This is a genomic window from Amycolatopsis sp. NPDC104775 (genome assembly GCF_055583325.1).
This window is the reverse complement of sequence record NZ_JBVJOE010000006.1, coordinates 266,679-286,107: the sequence shown is the minus strand read 5'-3', so window position 1 is coordinate 286,107 and position 19,429 is coordinate 266,679. Positions and strand designations below refer to the sequence as shown.

Here is a 19,429-nt window from a genome sequence, read left to right as displayed (position 1 = left end):
CCCTCAAGCAGTTTCCCCGATCACTGGGTTCCAGTCTGCCCGCTTCGCAGCCTGAACCGGTGAACGAGCACCCGACCGGGCGTGTCCTGGCTTCCGCCCGGACGGAGCGGCCTCACCCGCCGGTGGGACCGCTCCGCCGGGACCGTGCTCAGCCGTTGAGGTCGATCCTCTGGAAGGTGACGTAGTGGTCCGGCGTGTAGACGAGCTCGCCGCCGTCGCCGGAGATCACCCGGTCCTCCGAGCCGACGTCGTACAGCGTGTAGTAGCCGGCGTCGCAGGCGGGCAGGACGCCCTCGCGGTTCTGGTAGGTCGTCCCGTCGCTGAGGGTGCCCGCACGCACGCCGTCGACGACCTTCTTGGCCTCGTCGGACAGCGTCGAGTAGCCGACCGGGCTGAGCTTCGACAGGTCGCCGCACTTCGTCGGCGTGCTGCCGCCGTCGATGTCGATGACCTGGAAGGTCTCGTAGTGGTCGCCGGTGTAGAAGTACTCGCCGCCCTGGCCGGTCACGATCCGGCGGGTGCCGCGGTTGCTCGAACCGGGCGTGGGCACGGTGTACTCGTGGTAGTAGCTCGACGCGCAGGAGGGCAGGATCCCCTCGCGGTTGGTGAAGACGACGCCGTCGTTCTTCGGGTACGGGAACGGGCCGTTCGTCTGGATCAGCTTGTAGGTGTCAGTCGCCTGCGCGGGCAGCGCCGACAGCTTGACGTGCGTGAAGCCGGACAGATCGCCACAGGAGTTCTGCCTCGGCTGCACGGACGCCGGCGCCGCCGGGGACAGCGGGACGGCCTCCGCGGCCGTGCCGAACCCCAGGAAACCGACCAGCAGTGCGAAAAGGACACCGACTATGCGGCTGCGGTTGTTGGTCATTTTCGGACGGTAACCCGGTGGGGTGGTCTGCAGAATGACGCGAGGTGAACAGCTTCGGGCCGCGGCCGAAGTCCCGACGAAGGCTGTAATCCGTTCAGGCTAAATCGGCCGGTGGGCTGGCTTCGCGGCCGGACGCGGTGCTCAGTCCTGTTTGGCGTAGACCGCGAGAAGGCGTTCGTGGACCACCGGCGGCACCAGGTTCTCGATGTCGCCGCCGAGCGCCGCGATCTCCTTGACCAGCGAGCTGGACACGAAGCCGTACGCCGGGTTGTTGGCCATCAGCAGCGTTTCGAGGCCGGTGAGCTCGCGGTTCATCTGGGCCATCTGCAGTTCGTAGTCGAAGTCGCTGACCGAGCGCAGGCCCTTCGCGACCGCGGCGATGTCGTTTTCGCGGCAGTAGTCCACGAGCAGGCCCTGCCACGAATCGACGCGCACGTTCGGGAGCTTCGCGGTGATCTCGCGCAGGATCTCCATGCGTTCCTCGACGCTGAAGAGGCCCTTCTTGCTCTTGTTCACCCCCACCGCGACGACGACCTCGTCGAAGAGCTTCGATGCCCGCTCGATGATGTCGAGATGTCCGTTGGTGGCCGGATCGTAAGAGCCGGGACAGACCGCACGCCGCATGGCGCGGACGCTATCAAGCCGGGCCGTTGTGCGCCCTCTCGTGACGACTGCGTCACACCCCTAATGAGCTGTCGTACTCAGCCCAGTACAGCGCTGTGTCGCCGTAGCGCTTGTCGCGAAGCGGCTTGAACGTCGACGGCCAGTCTGGAGCACCGTCACGGGCAGCCCGCTCAACCACCGCCAACGCACCTTCCGCGAGCCAGCCGCCGCTGTGCAGCGAAGCGAGCACTGTGCCCAGCGAAGCAGCGTCGACCGCGTACGGCGGGTCCGCGAGCACCACGTCGAACCGCACGGGCGCAGGCGCGGCGACCACCGTCTCGACCTGACCGGCGCGCACTGTGCCGCCTAGCCGCAAATCGGCGACGTTGCCGCGAAGCACGTCTGCCGCCCGGCGGTCAGCTTCTACGAACCACGCGTCCGCAGCACCGCGCGAAAGCGCTTCGAGACCGAGCGCGCCCGAACCGGCGTACAGGTCGAGTACGCGGGCTCCGTCCAGCTCACCGGCCACTTCGAGGGCGTTGAACAGTGCTTCCCGCACCCGCTCCGACGTCGGACGGGTGCCTTTGGGCGGCACCTTCAGCCGCCGTCCGCCCGCCTTCCCCGCCACGATCCTCGTCACCCGGCCATCTTCGCCCAAGGTCGCGATGTGGCGTTGGGCAGGACTTGCCGAACCCGCGCGCGCGGGCGCGTAGAGTCGTCCTTCGCCCTGCAGGGGCGCGTTGATGGAGTTCAAGGGAGCGTTGCGTGTCCGAACCCCGGGTGAGACGGGCTGAGATCGCCGTCGAGCAGGCCCACGTCGACCGGGTCTACACGCGGCTCGCCGAGCTGCGGACCCAAGCCGAGGCGATGCGGGCCAAGGGCTACGAGCTGGGCCAGGGCGCCCAGCGCGAGGCGATCTTCGAGCAGGCGTCGATGCTGTTCGAGCGCGACATGATGGTCTACCACGCGAACCAGACCCTGCAGACGCTCGACGCCGAGTACGAGGGCCTGGTCTTCGGCAGGCTCGACCACCTCGACCGCGAGCACATCTACGTGGGCCGCCTCGGCATCCGCGACACCGAGTTCGACAACCTGGTCACCGACTGGCGCGCGCCCGCGGCCGCGGCGTTCTACCAGGCCACCGCCGAAGAGCCGATGGACGTCGTGCGCCGCCGGGTGATCCGCTGCTCCGGGCAGACGGTGCTGGACGTGGACGACGACGTGCTGATCGCCGACGCCGTGCCCGAGGACATGCAGATCGTCGGCGAGGGCGCGCTGATGGCCGCGCTCGGCCGCTCGCGCGGCGAGAAGATGCGCGACATCGTGGCCACGATCCAGAAGGAACAGGACGAGGTCATCCGGGCGCCGTGGCGCGGCGTCACCGAGATCACTGGCGGTCCGGGCACCGGCAAGACGGCCGTCGCGCTGCACCGTGCCGCGTACCTGCTGTACCGGCACCGCCGTCAGCTCGGCGGCGCGGGCGTGCTGGTGATTGGTCCGTCGGGCGTTTTCACCACGTACATCTCGCGCGTGTTGCCGTCGATGGGCGAAACGAATGTCGAGCTGCGCGCGCTCGGCGAAGTCCTCGACGGTCTCGAAGCGACGCGACAGGACACAGCTGCGCTGGCCGCGATCAAGGGTTCGCTGCGCATGCGAAAGGTGCTTCTGCGTGCGTTGCGCGACACTCCGCCCGAAGCGCCGACAGAGCTGAAAATCGTTTACCGCGGCGAAGTCTTGAAGCTCACCGCGCGCGAGTTGGAGAAGGTGCGACGCAAAGCGCACACGCAGGGCGCTCCGCCGAACCGCTCGCGCGTACGCGTGGCAGAGCTGCTGCTGGGCGCTCTCGCGGACAAGGCCGAGGAGTACGCGAAGGCGGACGGCAAGGAGATCGACCGCGCGGAGCTGATCAACGATCTCGGCGAGCGCATCGACTTCCACCGTTTCCTCGTGGTGTGGTGGCCAGTGCTGTACCCGGCGCAGGTGCTCAAGTGGCTCGGTGCCGAGAAGCGGATGGCCGCCGCGGCGAAGGGCGTCCTGAACCGGAACGAGATCAGCCTGCTGGCGGCCGATTTCGCGGACCGTTCGCGCGGCTGGTCGGTCGCCGACGTCGCGTTGCTGGACGAGCTGCGCGTGCTGGTCGGGCCGGAGCCGAAGCGCCGTCGCCGCCAGACCGTGATCGAGGCGGCCCCGGAGCGCGGCGGCTCCGGCGGCGCGCCGCACCGGCCGGAGCACTACGACGAGTACTCGCACGTGGTCGTCGACGAATCGCAGGACCTTTCGCCGATGCAGTGGCGGATGATCGGCCGTCGCGGCAAGTACGCGAGCTGGACCGTCGTGGGCGACCCGGTGCAGAGTTCGTGGCCGGATCCGGACGAGGCGGCGCAGGCGCGCGATCAGGCGTTCGGCGTGAAGACGACGCGACGGCGCTTCACGCTGCGCACGAACTACCGGAACTCGGCGGAGATCTTCGACCTGGCGGCGAAGGTCGTGGCCGGCCACGCGCAGGCCGACGAACTGCCCAAGGCCGTGCGCACCACCGGAATCGAGCCGGAGGTGCGGCCGGTCGACCAGGCGGCGCTGGCGACGGCGACGCAGAGCGCGGCGAAGGAACTGCTCGGCGCGGTCGAGGGCACGGTCGGTGTGATCACTGCCATGGACCGCGTCGAAGAGGTCGAGGGCTGGCTGACCGGGCAGACTGACGAGCGGCTCAAGGTCGTCGGCAGCCTCGATTCGAAGGGCCTCGAATACGACGCGGTCGTGCTGGTCGAGCCGATGGACCTGGTCACCGAGTCCTCGACTGGGCGGCGCGTGCTGTACGTCGCGCTCACCCGGGCGACGCAGCAGCTGATCGTGCTCGCCTCGAACCCGGACTGGCTGCCGCACGCGTAAGGCGGGAAGGGAATCGCGTCCGCGCGCGTTACTGCTGTACGTGACTTCCCTGCCTGACGTGCCGCTGTCCGTGCTCGACCTGTCCCCCGTCTCCGAAGGGAAGGGGGTCGGCGAAGCGCTGCGCAATACGCTCGATCTCGCCCGCAACGCCGAGCGGCTGGGCTATCACCGGTACTGGCTCGCCGAGCACCACAACATGCCGGGCATCGCCAGCTCGGCCACGGCGGTGCTGATCGGGCACGTCGCGGACGCCACCGAGAGCATCCGCGTCGGTTCCGGCGGGATCATGCTGCCGAACCACGCGCCGCTCGTGGTGGCCGAGCAGTTCGGCACGCTGGAGGCGTTCCACCCCGGCCGGATCGACCTGGGCATCGGCCGCGCGCCGGGCACCGACCAGCGCACCGCGCTCGCGCTGCGCGGGCCGGGCGGGTTGTCCGCGGAGAATTTCCCCGAGCACCTGATGGAGCTGATCAGCTACTTCGAGCCGGACCCCGCGCGCGGCGTCAACGCCGTCACCGCCGAGGGCAACAAGCCGCCGGTGTGGCTGCTGGGCTCGTCCGGGTTCAGCGCGCAGCTGGCCGGACGGCTCGGTCTCCCGTTCTCCTTCGCCCACCACTTCGCGGCGGAGAACACGCTGCCGGCGGTGCGGCTGTACCGGGAGAACTTCCAGCCGTCCGAGGTGCTTTCCGAGCCGTACGTGATGCTGGGCGTGCAGGTGATCGCCGCCGAGACCGACGAGCGCGCGGAGTACCTGGCGGGACCGAGCGGGCTGACCTTCCTCAGTCTCCGGCGCGGCCGCCCGATCGCGCTGCCGACGCCGGAGGACGCCGCCGAGTACCCGTACACCGAAATGGACCGCGCGTTCCTCGCCGAGCGGTTCGGGTCGAGCATCGTCGGCGGTCCGGAGACTGTCCGGAAGGGACTGGACCAGCTGCTGGCCGACACCGGCGCCAACGAGCTGATGATCACCACCATGGTGCACGGCCACGAGAACCGGGTGCGCTCGTACGAGATCGTCGCGGACCTCAAGCGCTGATGGAGGTCTTCGACTGGCACGGACAGCAGGTCCGGTGGTCCCGGCAGGGTTCGGGACCGCCGCTGGTGTTCTGTCACGGCACGCCGTGGTCGTCGAAGCTGTGGGAGCCGATCGCGTCGACGTTCGCGCCGGACTTCACCGTGTACCTGTGGGACATGCCCGGCTACGGCAGTTCCACCATGGCCGAGGGCCAGGACGTTTCGCTGGCCGCGCAGGGCGAGACGTTCGCCGCGCTGCTGGACCATTGGGGGCTCGAAGAGCCGGACGTGGTGGCGCACGACTACGGCGGCGCGGTCAGCTTGCGCGCGTTTCTGTTGCACGGCGCGGCTTACCGGTCGCTGGCGCTGGTGGACGTGGTCGCGCTGGCACCGTGGGGTTCGGAGTTCTTCCGGCTGGTGGCGGAAAACGCGGCCGTGTTCGCGCAGTTGCCGCCGAATCTGCACGAGGCGCTGGTGCGGGAGTACATCGCCGGTGCCGCCCACCGTCCGTTGTCCGCCGAAGCGCACGACATGCTCGTCGCGCCGTGGCTCGGCGAGGCTGGCCAAGCGGCCTTTTACCGGCAGATCGCGGCAGCAGATCAGCGCTACACCGACGAAATCGAGCCGCGCTACCGCGACGTCAGCGTGCCCACGCTCGTCGTGTGGGGCACTGAGGACACCTGGATCCCGGTCGACCGCGCGCATCGGCTCGCCGGGATGATCCCGGGTGCCGGACTGGAATTGGTCCGTTCGGCCGGACACCTCATCCAGCTCGACGCACCCGAGGCGCTCACCGCTTCGCTGCACCGCTGGCTCGCTCGCTGAAATATCCGGAAACCGCCGCGCCGGTATTTCTTTTCCCGTGCTGACAAGCGCATTCCCGGCCGTTGTCACAACCGCACAAGAATTCGGCGGTTACGCCGCCGTGACCCCACGGGGCGGGGCAAGTTCTTGTCTGCGGGCAAAGCCCTCGTTAGCGTACTGACCAGTAACGAAACCGCACGGTAAACCCCGCGAACGCTTTCCTTCCCGCCGGTCCGCCATTCGGACCAGCACCGGAACGGACGTTCGGCGGGCATTCCGCCGTGCCCGGAAATCGCTGGGAGGTCGGGCGATGGCGTTTCCCGGCGCCGCGGCACTGCACCAGACCGGCCGGCTTTACGCACTGGGGCTCGACGTCGTCCGGCTGACGTTCCGCCGCCCGTTCCAGTTCCGTGAACTCGTGCAGCAGTTCTGGTTCATCGCGAGCGTGTCGATCCTGCCGACCGCGCTGGTGTCGATCCCGTTCGGCGCGGTGATCGCGCTGCACATCGGGTCGCTGACCACGCAGATCGGCGCGCAGTCGTTCACCGGCGCGGCGAGCGTGCTCGCGATCATCCAGCAGGCCAGCCCGATCGTGACCGCGCTGCTCATCGCGGGCGCGGGCGGCAGCGCGATGTGCGCCGATCTCGGTTCGCGCACCATCCGCGAGGAAATCGACGCGATGGAGGTGCTCGGGGTCTCGCCGATCCAGCGGCTGATCGTGCCGCGCGTGCTGGCCGCGATGGGCGTTGCGGTGTTCCTCAACGGCATGGTCAGCGTGGTCGGCGTCCTCGGCGGCTACTTCTTCAACGTGATCATGCAGGGCGGCACGCCGGGCGCGTACCTGGCGAGTTTCTCGGCGCTCGCGCAGCTGCCGGACCTGTGGATCAGCGAGATCAAGGCGCTGCTGTTCGGGTTCGTCGCCGCGGTCGTCGCGTCGTACCGGGGGCTGAACCCGCGCGGCGGGCCGAAGGGCGTCGGCGACGCGGTGAACCAGTCCGTCGTCATCACGTTCCTGCTGCTGTTCGTGCTGAACCTGATCCTCACCACGGTGTACCTCCAGCTCGTGCCGCCGAAGGGAAGCTGATGGCCGCTCCGACTCCCCCGCGCGTGCTCGAAGCCATCGACCGCAGGCTGGGCTTCCTCGACACTCTCGGCGACCAGATCCTGTTCTTCCTGCGCGCGCTCGGCTGGGCGCCGCGCGCGGTGCGCCGGTACCTGCGCGAGATCGTCCGGCTCCTGGCCGAGGTGAGCTTCGGCAGCGGCGCGCTGGCGGTGATCGGCGGGACGATCGGCGTGATGGTCGGGATGACCGTCGCGACCGGGACTGTCGTTGGCCTGCAAGGGTATTCGGCGCTGAACCAGGTGGGCACGTCGGCGTTCGCCGGGTTCATTTCGGCGTATTTCAACACGCGCGAGATCGCGCCGCTGGTGGCCGGACTGGCGTTGTCGGCGACCGTCGGTTGCGGGTTCACCGCGCAGCTGGGCGCGATGCGGATCTCGGAGGAGATCGACGCGCTCGAGGTGATGGGCATCCCGAGCGTGCCGTATCTGGTGACCACGCGGGTGATCGCCGGGTTCATCGCGGTGATTCCGCTGTACGCGGTGGGGCTGCTGTCCTCGTATCTCGCGTCGCGGCAGGTCACGGTGTGGGGTTTCGGGCAGTCAGCGGGCACGTACGACCATTACTTCCTGCTGTTCCTGCCGCCCGGCGACGTGCTGTGGTCGTTCGGGAAAGTGCTGATCTTCAGCGTGGTCGTGGTGCTCGCGCATTGCTATTACGGCTTCCGCGCGAGCGGCGGACCGGCCGGTGTCGGCGTCGCGGTCGGCCGCGCGGTGCGGACGGCGATCGTGGCGATCAGCGTCCTGGACTTCTTCCTCAGCCTCGCGATCTGGGGCGCGACGACGACCGTGCAGGTGGCCGGATGAACCGGCGCTGGCACAAGACCGGAGTACGCACCGCCGGGGTGCTGTTCCTGGCGGCGCTGTCGGCGTTCGTGCTGCTCACGGTGAAGATCTACAACAAGGATTTCACCACTACGGTCCCGGTCACCCTGCAGGCCGATCGCGTCGGCAACCAGCTGCGCGCGGGCGGGCAGGTGAAGGCGCGCGGGGTGGTGGTCGGCGAAATCCGGAGCGTGCGCGCGATTCGCGGCGGCGCGGAGATCTCGCTGGCGCTGGACCCGGACCAGGTGAAATGGCTCCCGGTCAACGTCTCCGCGCTGCTGGTGCCCAAGACCCTGTTCGGCGAACGGTACGTGCAACTGTCCATTCCGGACACGGGACGAGAGCGGCCGTTGCGGCCAGGCGACGTGATCTCGCAGGACCGGTCGGCGAACGCGATCGAACTGGAGCGCGTCTTCGACAACCTGCTCCCGGTGCTGAAGGCCGTGCAACCGCAAAAACTGGCCACCACGCTGACCGCGGTTTCCACGGCACTGCAAGGCCGCGGCGCGCAACTGGGCCAGACGCTGGCGACCGCGTCGGACTACCTGCGGCGGTTCAATCCGAACCTGCCGCAGCTGGACCGAAACGTGCGCGACCTGGCCACCGTCACCCGGATGTACGGCGACATCGCCCCCGATCTGCTCGACGCGCTCACCGATTCCTCGGTCACCCTCGGCACGATCAACGCGAAGCAAACCGACCTCGGCTCGCTGTATCAGCAGGTCACCACGTCGTCGCGAGACCTCACGACGTTCCTGCAGCAGAACCGGAACACCATCATCGCGTTGTCCGCGGACAGCCGCCGCCCGCTCGAAATCGGTGCTAAGTACTCCCCCAGCTTCCCCTGCACTCTACAGGCGCTCACCGACTTGAAACCGTCGATGGACCGGGTCCTCGGCGCCGGGACGAAGGAACCCGGGCTGCACGTCGAGGTCACCGTGTCCAAGTCGCGCGGGAAATACGTGCCGGGCAAGGACGATCCGGCGTACACCGAGAAGACCGGCCCGCGCTGCTACCCGAGCGGGGTCACGCCGACCGCCGGGACTCCGGCGACCGTGCCGTCGTCCGGAGACCTCGGTCTCGCGAATTCCCCGCAGGAGCAGCAATTCCTGGCCCCGCTGATCGCGCCTTCGCTGGGTGTCTCGACCGCTGACGTGCCGATGTGGAGCAGCGTGCTCGTCGGCCCGCTCTACCGCGGAACGGAGGTGACGGCGAAGTGAGAAACCTTGCCGCTCCCCTGGTCAAAAGCCTTATCTTCATCCTGGTCACCGTCGTCGCGACCGTCGTTCTCGCGTTGTCGATCACCGGCGGTTCGGTCGGCGGCAGCCAGCGCTACGGAGCCACTTTCGTCGACGCCACCGCGTTGAATGTCGGCGATGACGTGCGGATTTCCGGGGTGAAGGTCGGGCAGATCGAAGGCCTCGACGTCGTCGATCGCGACCGCGCGCACGTCAGCTTCTCGCTGGAGAACGGCCGCACGGTGCCCGCGAACGTGACCGCGGTGATCAAGTACCGCAACATGGTCGGCCAGCGCTATCTCGCCCTGGAACGCCCTCGCGGCGCGGCAGGGGTGCTGCCGCCAGGCGGGGAAATCCCGCTGGACCGCACGACTCCGGCGCTCGACCTGACCGACCTGTTCAACGGCTTCAAACCGCTATTCCAGGCCTTGTCGCCCAAAGACGTCAACGATCTGTCCGGCGAGATTGTCCAAGTGCTGCAAGGCGAAGGCGGCACGGTGACCGAACTGCTGCAGCACACTGGATCGCTCACCAGCACGCTCGCCAGCCGGGACCGCGTGATCGGCGAGGTGATCGGCAACCTGAGCTCGGTGCTGAAAACCGTGAACGGCAAGGGGGATTCGCTCGCGACGCTGGTGTCGACCCTGCGCCAGCTCGTGTCCGGGCTCGCCGAGGACCGCACGGCGATCGGCGACGCGGTGTCCGGGCTGGCCGAGCTGACGCAGTCCACCAGCGGGCTGCTCACCGAGATCCGGCCCGGGCTCAAGGACAGCATCGCCGGTCTCGACGCGCTGACCCGGAACCTGAACAAGGGGGAGGCCGACGTGGACAAGGCCCTGACCACGCTGCCCAGGAAAATGAACGCCATCGGCACGCTCGGGTCGTACGGCTCGTGGATGAACTTCTACCTGTGCAAGGCCGTTCTGGAAACCTCGCCGCCGCGCGGAGTGGCGGAGACCGCGGCGAGGTGTGGCGCGTGAAGTCGTTCCGGGAGCGCAATCCGCTCGTGCTGGGGGTCGTCGGCAGTGTCGCGCTGGCCGCGGTGCTCACCGGCACGCTGAACTACAACCGCCTGCCGTTCCTCGGCGGCACCACCTACCAGGCCGAATTCAGCGAGGCCGCCGGGCTGCAGGCGGACGACGAGGTGCGGATCGCCGGGATCAAGGTCGGCGAAGTGTCCCAAGTGGACCTCGACGACGACCACGTGCTGGTCAGCTTCCGGGTCAAGAACGCCTGGATCGGCGACCGGACGTCGGCGCGGATCAAGATCAAAACGCTGCTGGGCCGCAAGTTCCTCGCCCTCGACCCGGCCGGCCGCGCGGAGCAGAACCCGGACCAGCCCATCCCGCGCGACCGCACGGTGACCCCGTACGACGTGACCGACGCGTTCAACGGCCTCGCCGACACAGCGGGGGCGATCGACACGAAACAGCTCGCGAACAGCTTTTCCACGATCAGCGACACCTTCCGCAACTCGCCGCAGCACGTCCGCACCGCGCTCGACGGGCTCAGCGCGCTGTCGAAAACGGTCTCCTCGCGCGACAACGAGATCGCCGAACTGCTGGCCAACGCCCGCAAACTGACCACCACCATCGCCAACTCGAACGACGATTTCGAGAAGCTCGTCAAGGACGGCGACCTGCTGCTCACCGAACTCGACCACCGCCGCGACGCGATCCATCAGCTGCTCGTCGGAACCCAGCAGCTCGCGAAGCAGCTGTCCGGGCTCGTCGCGGACAACACCGCCCAGCTCGCTCCGGCGTTGCAACAGCTCGGCCGCGTGACTGACCTGCTGCAACGCCAAGACGCGAACCTCGCGCAAAGCCTCAAGCTCGCCGGGCCGTACTTCCGGGTGCTGACCAACACCGCGGGCAACGGCCGCTGGGTCGACAGCTATCTGTGCGGCCTGCTGCCGGAGAACCGAGATCCGTGCACTCCGCCGAAAGCAGGCTCGAAATGACCGCGCGCGCCTACCGTTTCGTCGTCTTCCTGCTCGTGCTGGCCTTGGTGATCTGCGGCGTCCTGTGGTGGGTGTTCTCCGGTTCCGGCCGATACCGCGTCACGGCGTACTTTTCGCGAGCCGTCGGGGTTTACAGCGGATCCGACGTCCGGGTTCTCGGAGTGAAGGTCGGCGAAGTCACCGCCGTCCTGCCGCAGGGTGGCCAGGTCCGTGTCGACTTATCGGTAGATCCACACATCCCGGTCGCCGCCGACACGACGGCGCTGGTCATCGCGCCGAGCGTCGTCGCCGATCGCTACATTCAGCTGGGCAAGCTCGCCCGGGGCGGCCCACGTCTGTCCGACGGCGCGGTGATCGGTGCCAACCGCACGGGCACGCCGGTGGAGCTGGACCAGCTGTACTCGAGCCTGGACACGCTGAGCAAAGCGCTCGGCCCGAACGGCGCGAACTCCAATGGCGCATTGTCCGACCTCCTTCGCACCGGCGCGGCGAACCTGGACGGCAACGGCAAGGCGTTCAACACCTCCGTCCGCGAATTCGCCCGCCTGGCCCGCACGCTGGCCGGCAATTCCTCGGACCTGTTCGGAACGGTCGACGAGCTGCAGAAGTTCACCACCATGCTCGCCACGAACGACCGCCAAGTCGCGGACGTGAACCAGCAGTTGGCGAAGGTGTCCGCGACCCTCGCGGAGAACCGCGGCGAACTGTCCGACGCCCTCCGCTCGCTCGGCGGCGCACTGGCTTCCGTCCAGGCCTTCATCCGGGACAACCGGGCGGCCATCAAGTCCAATGTAGACAAACTCGCTAAGACGACCCAGACGTTGGTCGACCAACGCGCTTCGCTGGCCGAAACGCTGGACGTCGCCCCGCTGGCCGCCCAGAACGTGCTGAACGCGGTCGATCCGGACACCGGACGCCTGCAGGGCCGGGCCAACCTGCTGGATTACCTGCCGATCCCCGTGACGGACGCGGCCGTGACGGGAGGCGGCCAATGAAGGCGCGACGGCTTTTCCTGGCGCTGGCAGTGAGCACGCTGGCCGGCTGCGCGGCCCCCGGCGGTTTCCGCGGCGTCTACGACCTCCCGCTGCCCGGCGGCGCGGACCTCGGCGCGCATCCGTACGAGGTCACCGTCCAGTTCGCCGACGTCCTGGACCTGGTCCCGCAGGCCGCGGTGAAGGTGGACGACGTCCCCGTCGGCCGCGTCCAATCGATCCGGCTCGGCGCCGACGGCTGGACCGCCGAAACCGTCCTGGCCGTCAACGGCGACGTCCACCTGCCCGCGAACGCGGTCGCCCGACTGCGGCAGTCGTCGCTGCTGGGCGAGAAGTTCGTGGAACTCGCCGCGCCAGTCCAAGCCCCCTCCGGGCAGCTGGGTGACAAAGCCGTGATCCCAGTGTCGCGCACCAACCGGAACCCGGAGTTCGAGGAAATCTTCGGCGCCCTGTCGCTGCTGCTCAACGGCGGCGGGATCGGGCAGCTGCAGACGATCAACCGCGAACTGACGAAGGCCATGGACGGCAACGAGGAAGAGATCCGCAGCTTCCTGTCCGGAGTCAACCAGCTGATGACGAACCTCGACGCCCACCGCCGCGACATCACCGCCGCACTGGACGGCCTCAACCACCTCTCAGCGTCGCTGGCCGACCGGAACCAGCAGATCGCCGACGCCCTCACCGACCTGACCCCCGGGTTGAAAACCCTCACCGACCAGCGACCGCAACTGGTGACGATGCTGCAATCGCTGGACCAGCTGTCCACAGTGGCCACCGACGTCACGAACAAGAGCCGCGACGACCTGGCCGCCGACCTGCGCGCACTCGCCCCCATCCTGCGCCGCCTGGCCGATGCGGGGCAGAATCTGCCCAAGGCACTGGAAATCCTGCCCTCGTTCCCCTTCACCGATCCCGTGCTGGACGCGATCAAGGGCGACTACCTGAACGTTTACGCCACCGTCACTCCAGGCGCCGGTGTCCCGCTGCCCCCGCCGGGCCAAGGCGTCCCGCCAGGTCTCCCGACGCTCTCGCCAGGGGGCCGCTGATGCTCACCAGACGGATTCGCGTCCAGGTCATCGCCTTCGTGGTGGTCGCGTTGACCGCGACCTCGTTCGTCGGCGCGAAATACGCCGGGATCGCGCGCCTCTTCGGTGCCGGGACCTACACCGTGCACCTTGAACTCTCGGAAGGCGGCGGCATCTTCACCAACGGCGAGGTCACCTACCGTGGCGTCGCCATCGGCCGGATCGGCATGTTGCGCCTGACCGAGCGTGGCATGGAAGCGGACCTTTTACTGGACACCTCAGCCCCGCAGATCCCCTCGAACGCCCGCGCGATCGTCGCGAACCGCTCCGCCGTCGGCGAGCAATACGTCGACCTGCAGCCGTCCACCGACCGCGGCCCGTATCTGGAAGACGGCAGCGTCATCCCCCGCAGCGCGACCACCCTGCCGCTCCCCGTGCAGACGTTCCTGTCCGATGTGGACTCGCTGACCGCCTCGGTGCCGACCGAGGACCTGCGCACCGTGGTGAACGAACTGGACAACGCCCTGCAAGGCAGCGGCCCAGACCTGCAACTGCTGATGGACACCGCGCGATCCTTCACCGACTCCGCGTCCGCCCACCTGCCGCAAACGACAAAACTCCTCAACGACGGCTCCACAGTGCTGAAAACGCAAGCCGCGTCCTCGTCCGCCTGGCGCGAGTTCAGCCGGAACGCCCACCTGTTCGCCGCACAACTGGCGTCCTCCGACGGCGATCTGCGACAGTTGATCGCCACCGCCCCACCCGCCGCTTCCCAAGTGACCGGCTTGCTTCGGGACAACAGCCCCGGCCTGCCCATCCTGATGGCGAACCTGCTGACGACCGCGGACGTTTTCAGCGCCCGGACGGACGGCCTCGAGCAACTCCTGGTGACCCTGCCGAAAACCGTAGCCGCGACGTCGTCGGCCATCACTCCCGACAGCGGGAGGCTGTCGCTGGCTTTGACGTTCTTCGACCCGCCGCCGTGCCGGAAGGGGTATGAGGGAACGAAAATCCGGAGCAGTGCCGAACTGCCGGTGCTTCCGTTCAACACCTCCGCCGCCTGCACCCTGCCCGCGGGCGACCCGTCTTCGGTCCGGGGCGCGCAGAACGCTCCGCATCCCGGGGTGCCGGAACCCGCCCGCCCCGGCGGTCTTTCCGGGGCGGCTGCGGGGCTTCCGACGTCGACTGATCTGGAGGAAATGCTGTGGCTACGCCGGGGAAACTGAAAGCCTCGCCGGGTTCTTCCGGTGGCGATGCGTTGCCTCCTGGGGTGGCTTCGGGTCTCGGTGACGCGACCGAACCCGCGGCCTGCAGCCGCACCGAGCCATCCGCGTCCTGCCCCGCCTCCGCCCGTGCCGCCACGCATCCTGTCCCCGACGGGCCTGATACTCCCGCCCTCACCGAGCCATCCACGCCCCGTCCCGCTGCTACCGACGCACTCGGTGAGCACGATGCTTCCAGCCCCGCCGAGCCAACTGCCTCCCGTCCCGCCACCGACGCCTCCGAGCCCGACCTCACTGCCTCCGACGACTCACCTCACTCCACCGTCTCCCACGAAGCAGCGCCCACCACCGCCAAACCTCGCCGCCGCACCCTGACGTGGGCCACCGGAACAGCCCTGGCCGCAGCCACCGCCTTCGCCGTCTGGTCAGCCTGGTCGTGGCACGCCGCCGCGACCGCCCCCACGTCAACCGCCGGAGCGACCAGAGACGAGGCCGTCACCGCCGGTCGCGCTCTGATCACCACCGTCACCACCTTCGACCCCCAACACCGAGACCAGGCCCTAGCCCACTGGCAATCCGCGACGACCGGCGCCCTCCAGACATCCCTGCCCAGCAGCGCCCCACCCGGCGGCTCCGCCACCACCGGCCGCGTCCTGGACGCCGGACTCTCCGAGCTAGACGCCGAAGCCGGTACCGCGAAACTCCTCGCCTCCGTGGAAATCACCGTGACCAAGGACGGAACCGCCCAACCCATCCGCCGCACCCGCCTGGCCGCGACGATGACCCGCACGGCCTCCGGCTGGAAACTCAGCTCGCTGGAGCAACTGGGGGTAGCCGGATCATGAAACTCCCCCCACGCTGGTCTCGGCCACGCACCCGCGCCGCCGGTTCCTCAGCGGCGACAACCGGATCCGAACCTCGGGACACCTCCGCCGCCGAACCCGCCCCTACCCGCGTAGCCGGTGCAGGCCAGGCAGCCACCGCAGCCGAAGCCACTGCCGCCACGCACACTTCCGCAGCCGAACCCGCCGATCCGCGCGCAGCCGATCCGAGCCACGCACCCACCACAACCGAAGCCACTGCCACCCCGCACACCTCCACCGCCGAACCCGCCGATCCGCGCGCAACCGATCCGAGCCACGCACCCACCACAACCGAAACCACCGCCGCACAGCACGCCTCCGCCGCAGCCACCCAACTATCCGCCGCCAAGCCCGAGCAAGCCTCCACTGCCGCCCCTCCAACCACCGAAGCCGACGCCGATCAACCAGCCAGCACAGCCACTCAACCCCCTCCCCCCACAACAGTCACCACATCACCCACCGACCCCACTCCCCACCGCTCCGCGACATTCCCCAATCCGCCCCACCCACCGGCCGACGCCAAGCCCGTCCAACCACCCGTCTCCAACCCCCACGCCACCGCGCGCGCTCCCATCGAGACCGAACCGACCCCCACCACCTCGCACCTCTCTCCTCACCGCCTCCACGTACTCCTTCTCGCCTTGACCGTCCTCCTCACCGCGATCGGCATCTGGTGCACCGTCGAAGCCCGCTCCACCGCCACCTCCGCCGCAGCCTCGAACCACGCGTTGACCGATCAACCCGCCACCGCCGCCGTCACCTCCGCGATCAGCCTCACTCTCAACAAGATCTTCTCCTACACCTACGACAAAACCGACGTCACCGAGAACGCCGCCGCCACCCTGCTCCGCGGCCGCGCCCGCGATTCCTACGGGAAACTTTTCGCGCAGGTCCGCACCATGGCCCCGAATCAGCGACTGACGCTCACGTCGCGCGTCTCCGCCACCTCCGTACAACACCTCACCGAAGACCACGCTCAGTTGCTCGTTTTCCTCGACCAGTCCGCCACGAGGGGGAATTCCGCCACTCCGGAGACAGCCGCGGCACAACTGGCCGTCACCGCTGAGCGCATTGACGGAAACTGGTTCGTCACCGATCTCGCGCCCCGATGAAATTCTGTTTCCTCACCGCCGAAGGAGTACCGTCATGCCCATTTCCCGGCTCGCCCGTACCGGCGTGCTCGCAGCGGCCGCCGCGACCGCGGTCAGCCTCGCCTCCGCCGTTCCGGCGTCCGCGACCGAAATACCCATTCCGATCTCCTATTCGGTCACCGGCAGCACCGTCGTGAAGAAAACTGGCAGCACCCTCGAGCTCGGCCCCGGCAGCCTCGCCGGAAATCTCCTGGTCGACGATCAAACCGGAGCCGTCGGGCTCAACGCGAATCTGCAATTGCCGTCTGCCACCGCCAACATTTCACTGCTGGCGGGCGGGTTCAAGATCAAAGCGAAGGTCACCGTCACCCCGACCGCGCCCGCGACCGGCACCCTCGCGAACGGCACCCTCACCACGCACGAGACCGCGAACATGGAGATCAGCGACATCTGGGCGAGCCCGATCGTGCCGATCTTCCCGGTGCCGACCGTGCCCGGCAGCTGCACGACCGTCAAGCCGATCGACCTGACCCTGGCCGCGGCGAACGTCGACATCACCAAACCGATCACCCTCACCGGCAATTACACCATCCCGGACTTCAAGAACTGCTTCATCGCCGATCTCGCGCTCGGCGCGCTGGTGTCCGGACCGGACAACACGATCTCGCTGACCTTGACCTCCAAGAACTGACCCAGCACGCGAAAACGGAGCACCGGAACTGTTTCCGGTGCTCCGTTTTCGCATACCCGATCTTCCTCGCATTGTCAGCATTCCACGAAACGCCGATACTGTTTGCGCGGCCGATGACAAAAGAATCGGTCCAGTCGCCAACTCGCGAAACAGGCGCGGACCAGGGTTGTTGCCGACTGAACTCACGGGTAACCTTGGGCTCGCGGCCGGTATTCCCCACCGAGCCGATCACCGTTCCCGAAAAACTCATCCGGAACGGAATCCGCGGAAACCTCCGTCCCCACTGCGCAGGGTCGCCGCGAAAACTGCAATCCGATCTAAGGAGAATGGTATGCCCCGGCTCAGCAGACTGTCCACGGGCGTGGTGACCGGTGTCGCCGTAGGCGCGATCGCGGTCCTCACCGCGGGCACGGCCTCGGCCGCCACCACGACCTACAAGGCCGGCCCCGCGAACTACAGCTGCACGTTCCCGGCCATCCCGCCGCAGAACGTGGCGGTCACCGCGCAGTTCGACGGCCCGGACACGATCCCCGTCAACGGCACCACGACCCCGGCCAACGTTTCCGGCACCGCGACCATCACCGCGCTGGTCCACGCGCTCCTCACCGCCGCGGGCTACGACGGGATCCGCGGCACCGCCGACGTCCCGATCACCGCCGACAACGGCACGCTTTCCCCGTCGGATGCCTCCGGCCTGCAGATCCCGGAGCAGATTTACCCGGCAGGCGGCGCGATCACGGTGCACATCGCGCAGACGTCGACGTCGACGATCCCGACCTACACCGCGCCGAGCACCCCTGGCACGGTGACGTTCGGCCTCGACACGACGCTCTCCGCGCAACTCGAATTCCACAAGCCGTCGGACGACAGCTGGACCCCGTGGACCATGACGTGCACCGCTCCGTCGGGCACCAGTTTTAGCCCGTCGGGAACCATTTCCTGAGCCCGGAGCGACGGAGGGGCGGCTGCGTGCCGCCCCTCCGTTGTCGTTTCCAGATCCGGCACACAGTGACCCGGCCGTGGAAACCGTCGCTACGACAGCGAAGTGGCTGGCAGTGCTCCAGGCCGTCGACGCTCGGCTCTGCGACAGAGAACCAGCGAAGAAGCAGCCCCACGGCGGCCATTCCGCAACCCGTCTCCGGCCCAGAAGCCCGGACAGTCAGCCTCGCCAGGAAACGACCTCAGTGGCGACAGGGCACCGACCGGTCCGTGATCACCAGCCCGAACTCGTAGCCCGCCGACGCACCGGTCACCGGCCCGCACACCGGAGGCTTCGGCACGGTCGCCTGGTTGTACGAGTTGTTGCCCCAGGCGACCAATGACCCGTCCGCCTTGATCGCCAGATTGTGATTCCACCCGGCATCAATGGCGACAACTCCCGACTTGGCCGCCGCGGGCACGTCGGTCTGGCCGTAGTTGTCGTGCCCCCAGGCGATCACGCCGCCGTCCTTCAGCGCGAGACTGTGCTCATACCCGGCCGAAATGGCGGTCACCCCGGACTGCGCCGCAGCGGGAACCGTCGTCTGGCCGAAACCGTTGCTGCCCCAGGCGAGGACGGTACCGTTTTTCAGCACGAGGTTGTGGTCTCCGCCCGCGGAGATCGCGTCGACGCCGGACTGGGCGAAAGCCGGTACGTCGTCCCGGCTGCCCCAGCTCACCACCTGGCCGTTACGCAGCAACGCGAGGCTATGCACCGTACTGGCGGAAATCGCGATGACTCCACTGGACACCGACGCTGGAAGCTCCGTCTGGCCATACCAATCGTTGCCCCATGCATAGACTTTGCCATTCTTGAGGCCAAGGCCGTGCAGCCAGCCAGCGGCGATCTGGGCGGTGCCAGAGGACAGATCCGCAGGCACCTCACTTTCGCCGAAGTTGTTGTCACCCCAGGCAAGCACGGCACCGTTCTTGAGCGCCAACCCGAACAATCCACCAGCCGAAACCGCGGAAAGCCCCGATGTGGTGGCCGCTGGCAGCCCCGACATGCCCCTGGTCCCCCACTGGTAAATACCCCCGGCCGCCGTCAACTGCGGCACATTCGCCGCACCGGCCGCACTGCCCGCAGCCCCCGCCGCGGTGCCCGCCACCTTCGACTGCAACGCATTCACCGCGACAGCCGGTCCGCTCGACGCCGCCCCGGCCCCCACCACGACGACCGCGGCGACCGCTACTGCACCCTTGCCCCATCGCCGGTGTCCGGCCGCCATCGCAGCTCCTTCCTCCG

Annotated in this window: 18 protein-coding genes; 14 read left to right on the top strand and 4 right to left on the bottom strand. The window is 68.3% G+C overall.

The annotated features are described in order from the left end of the window. Positions 1-148: 148 nt before the first annotated feature. The 3 genes from ACZ63D_RS27465 to rsmD form a co-directional block, all read right to left on the bottom strand. Positions 149-868 carry a ribonuclease domain-containing protein gene (locus ACZ63D_RS27465; RefSeq protein ID WP_465357235.1) on the bottom strand — a complete coding sequence of 240 codons (720 nt, stop codon included), beginning with the start codon at positions 866-868 and terminating at the stop codon, positions 149-151. Positions 869-1,009: 141 nt separating this feature from the next. Continuing rightward, positions 1,010-1,492 carry a pantetheine-phosphate adenylyltransferase gene (gene coaD / locus ACZ63D_RS27460; protein ID WP_037356136.1) on the bottom strand — a complete coding sequence of 161 codons (483 nt, stop codon included), beginning with the start codon at positions 1,490-1,492 and terminating at the stop codon, positions 1,010-1,012. A gap of 52 nt (positions 1,493-1,544) precedes the next feature. Further along, the gene (gene rsmD, locus ACZ63D_RS27455; protein ID WP_465357234.1) at positions 1,545-2,111 is read right to left on the bottom strand and encodes a 16S rRNA (guanine(966)-N(2))-methyltransferase RsmD; all 567 of its coding nucleotides are present in this window, start codon (positions 2,109-2,111) and stop codon (positions 1,545-1,547) included. Positions 2,112-2,236: 125 nt separating this feature from the next. Here rsmD and ACZ63D_RS27450 point away from each other — a divergent pair, with 125 nt between their 5' ends. From ACZ63D_RS27450 to ACZ63D_RS27385, 14 genes are all read left to right on the top strand, one after another. Beyond that, the gene (locus ACZ63D_RS27450; protein WP_465357233.1) at positions 2,237-4,360 is read left to right on the top strand and encodes a HelD family protein; all 2,124 of its coding nucleotides are present in this window, start codon (positions 2,237-2,239) and stop codon (positions 4,358-4,360) included. A 40-nt stretch (positions 4,361-4,400) separates the two neighbouring features. Beyond that, a complete protein-coding gene (locus tag ACZ63D_RS27445; RefSeq protein WP_465357232.1) occupies positions 4,401-5,396 on the top strand; it encodes an LLM class flavin-dependent oxidoreductase in 996 nt (331 codons plus the stop codon). Further along, positions 5,396-6,199: an alpha/beta fold hydrolase gene (locus tag ACZ63D_RS27440; protein ID WP_465357231.1), complete on the top strand. Its 804-nt coding sequence runs from the start codon at positions 5,396-5,398 to the stop codon at positions 6,197-6,199. The genes ACZ63D_RS27445 and ACZ63D_RS27440 overlap by 1 nt, the downstream gene beginning before the upstream one ends. Positions 6,200-6,488: 289 nt before the next feature. Further along, the gene (locus ACZ63D_RS27435) at positions 6,489-7,262 is read left to right on the top strand and encodes an MlaE family ABC transporter permease (RefSeq protein ID WP_009074192.1); all 774 of its coding nucleotides are present in this window, start codon (positions 6,489-6,491) and stop codon (positions 7,260-7,262) included. Beyond that, positions 7,262-8,104: an MlaE family ABC transporter permease gene (locus tag ACZ63D_RS27430; RefSeq protein WP_465357230.1), complete on the top strand. Its 843-nt coding sequence runs from the start codon at positions 7,262-7,264 to the stop codon at positions 8,102-8,104. The genes ACZ63D_RS27435 and ACZ63D_RS27430 overlap by 1 nt, the downstream gene beginning before the upstream one ends. After that, positions 8,101-9,342, top strand: coding sequence for an MCE family protein (locus ACZ63D_RS27425; RefSeq protein WP_465357229.1), 1,242 nt, complete (start codon positions 8,101-8,103; stop codon positions 9,340-9,342). The genes ACZ63D_RS27430 and ACZ63D_RS27425 overlap by 4 nt, the downstream gene beginning before the upstream one ends. Further along, the gene (locus tag ACZ63D_RS27420; RefSeq protein ID WP_465357228.1) at positions 9,339-10,340 is read left to right on the top strand and encodes an MCE family protein; all 1,002 of its coding nucleotides are present in this window, start codon (positions 9,339-9,341) and stop codon (positions 10,338-10,340) included. Before ACZ63D_RS27425 ends, ACZ63D_RS27420 begins: the two co-directional genes overlap by 4 nt. Beyond that, entirely contained in the window at positions 10,337-11,320 is a 984-nt protein-coding gene (locus ACZ63D_RS27415) for an MCE family protein (RefSeq protein ID WP_465357227.1), read from the top strand. The genes ACZ63D_RS27420 and ACZ63D_RS27415 overlap by 4 nt, the downstream gene beginning before the upstream one ends. Beyond that, entirely contained in the window at positions 11,317-12,315 is a 999-nt protein-coding gene (locus ACZ63D_RS27410) for an MCE family protein (RefSeq protein ID WP_465357226.1), read from the top strand. Before ACZ63D_RS27415 ends, ACZ63D_RS27410 begins: the two co-directional genes overlap by 4 nt. Further along, entirely contained in the window at positions 12,312-13,358 is a 1,047-nt protein-coding gene (locus tag ACZ63D_RS27405; RefSeq protein ID WP_465357225.1) for an MCE family protein, read from the top strand. The genes ACZ63D_RS27410 and ACZ63D_RS27405 overlap by 4 nt, the downstream gene beginning before the upstream one ends. Then, positions 13,358-14,563, top strand: coding sequence for an MCE family protein (locus ACZ63D_RS27400; RefSeq protein ID WP_465357224.1), 1,206 nt, complete (start codon positions 13,358-13,360; stop codon positions 14,561-14,563). The genes ACZ63D_RS27405 and ACZ63D_RS27400 overlap by 1 nt, the downstream gene beginning before the upstream one ends. 1,501 nt (positions 14,564-16,064) lie before the next feature. Then, positions 16,065-16,535 (top strand): hypothetical protein, encoded by a 471-nt coding sequence (locus tag ACZ63D_RS27395; RefSeq protein ID WP_465357223.1) that lies wholly within the window; start codon positions 16,065-16,067, stop codon positions 16,533-16,535. A gap of 34 nt (positions 16,536-16,569) precedes the next feature. Then, entirely contained in the window at positions 16,570-17,205 is a 636-nt protein-coding gene (locus ACZ63D_RS27390) for a hypothetical protein (RefSeq protein WP_465357222.1), read from the top strand. 331 nt (positions 17,206-17,536) lie between these two features. Continuing rightward, positions 17,537-18,148, top strand: coding sequence for a DUF6801 domain-containing protein (locus ACZ63D_RS27385; RefSeq protein ID WP_465357221.1), 612 nt, complete (start codon positions 17,537-17,539; stop codon positions 18,146-18,148). 238 nt (positions 18,149-18,386) lie between these two features. Here ACZ63D_RS27385 and ACZ63D_RS27380 read toward each other — a convergent pair whose 3' ends face one another. Continuing rightward, entirely contained in the window at positions 18,387-19,412 is a 1,026-nt protein-coding gene (locus ACZ63D_RS27380; protein WP_465357220.1) for an RCC1 domain-containing protein, read from the bottom strand. Positions 19,413-19,429: the final 17 nt, after the last annotated feature.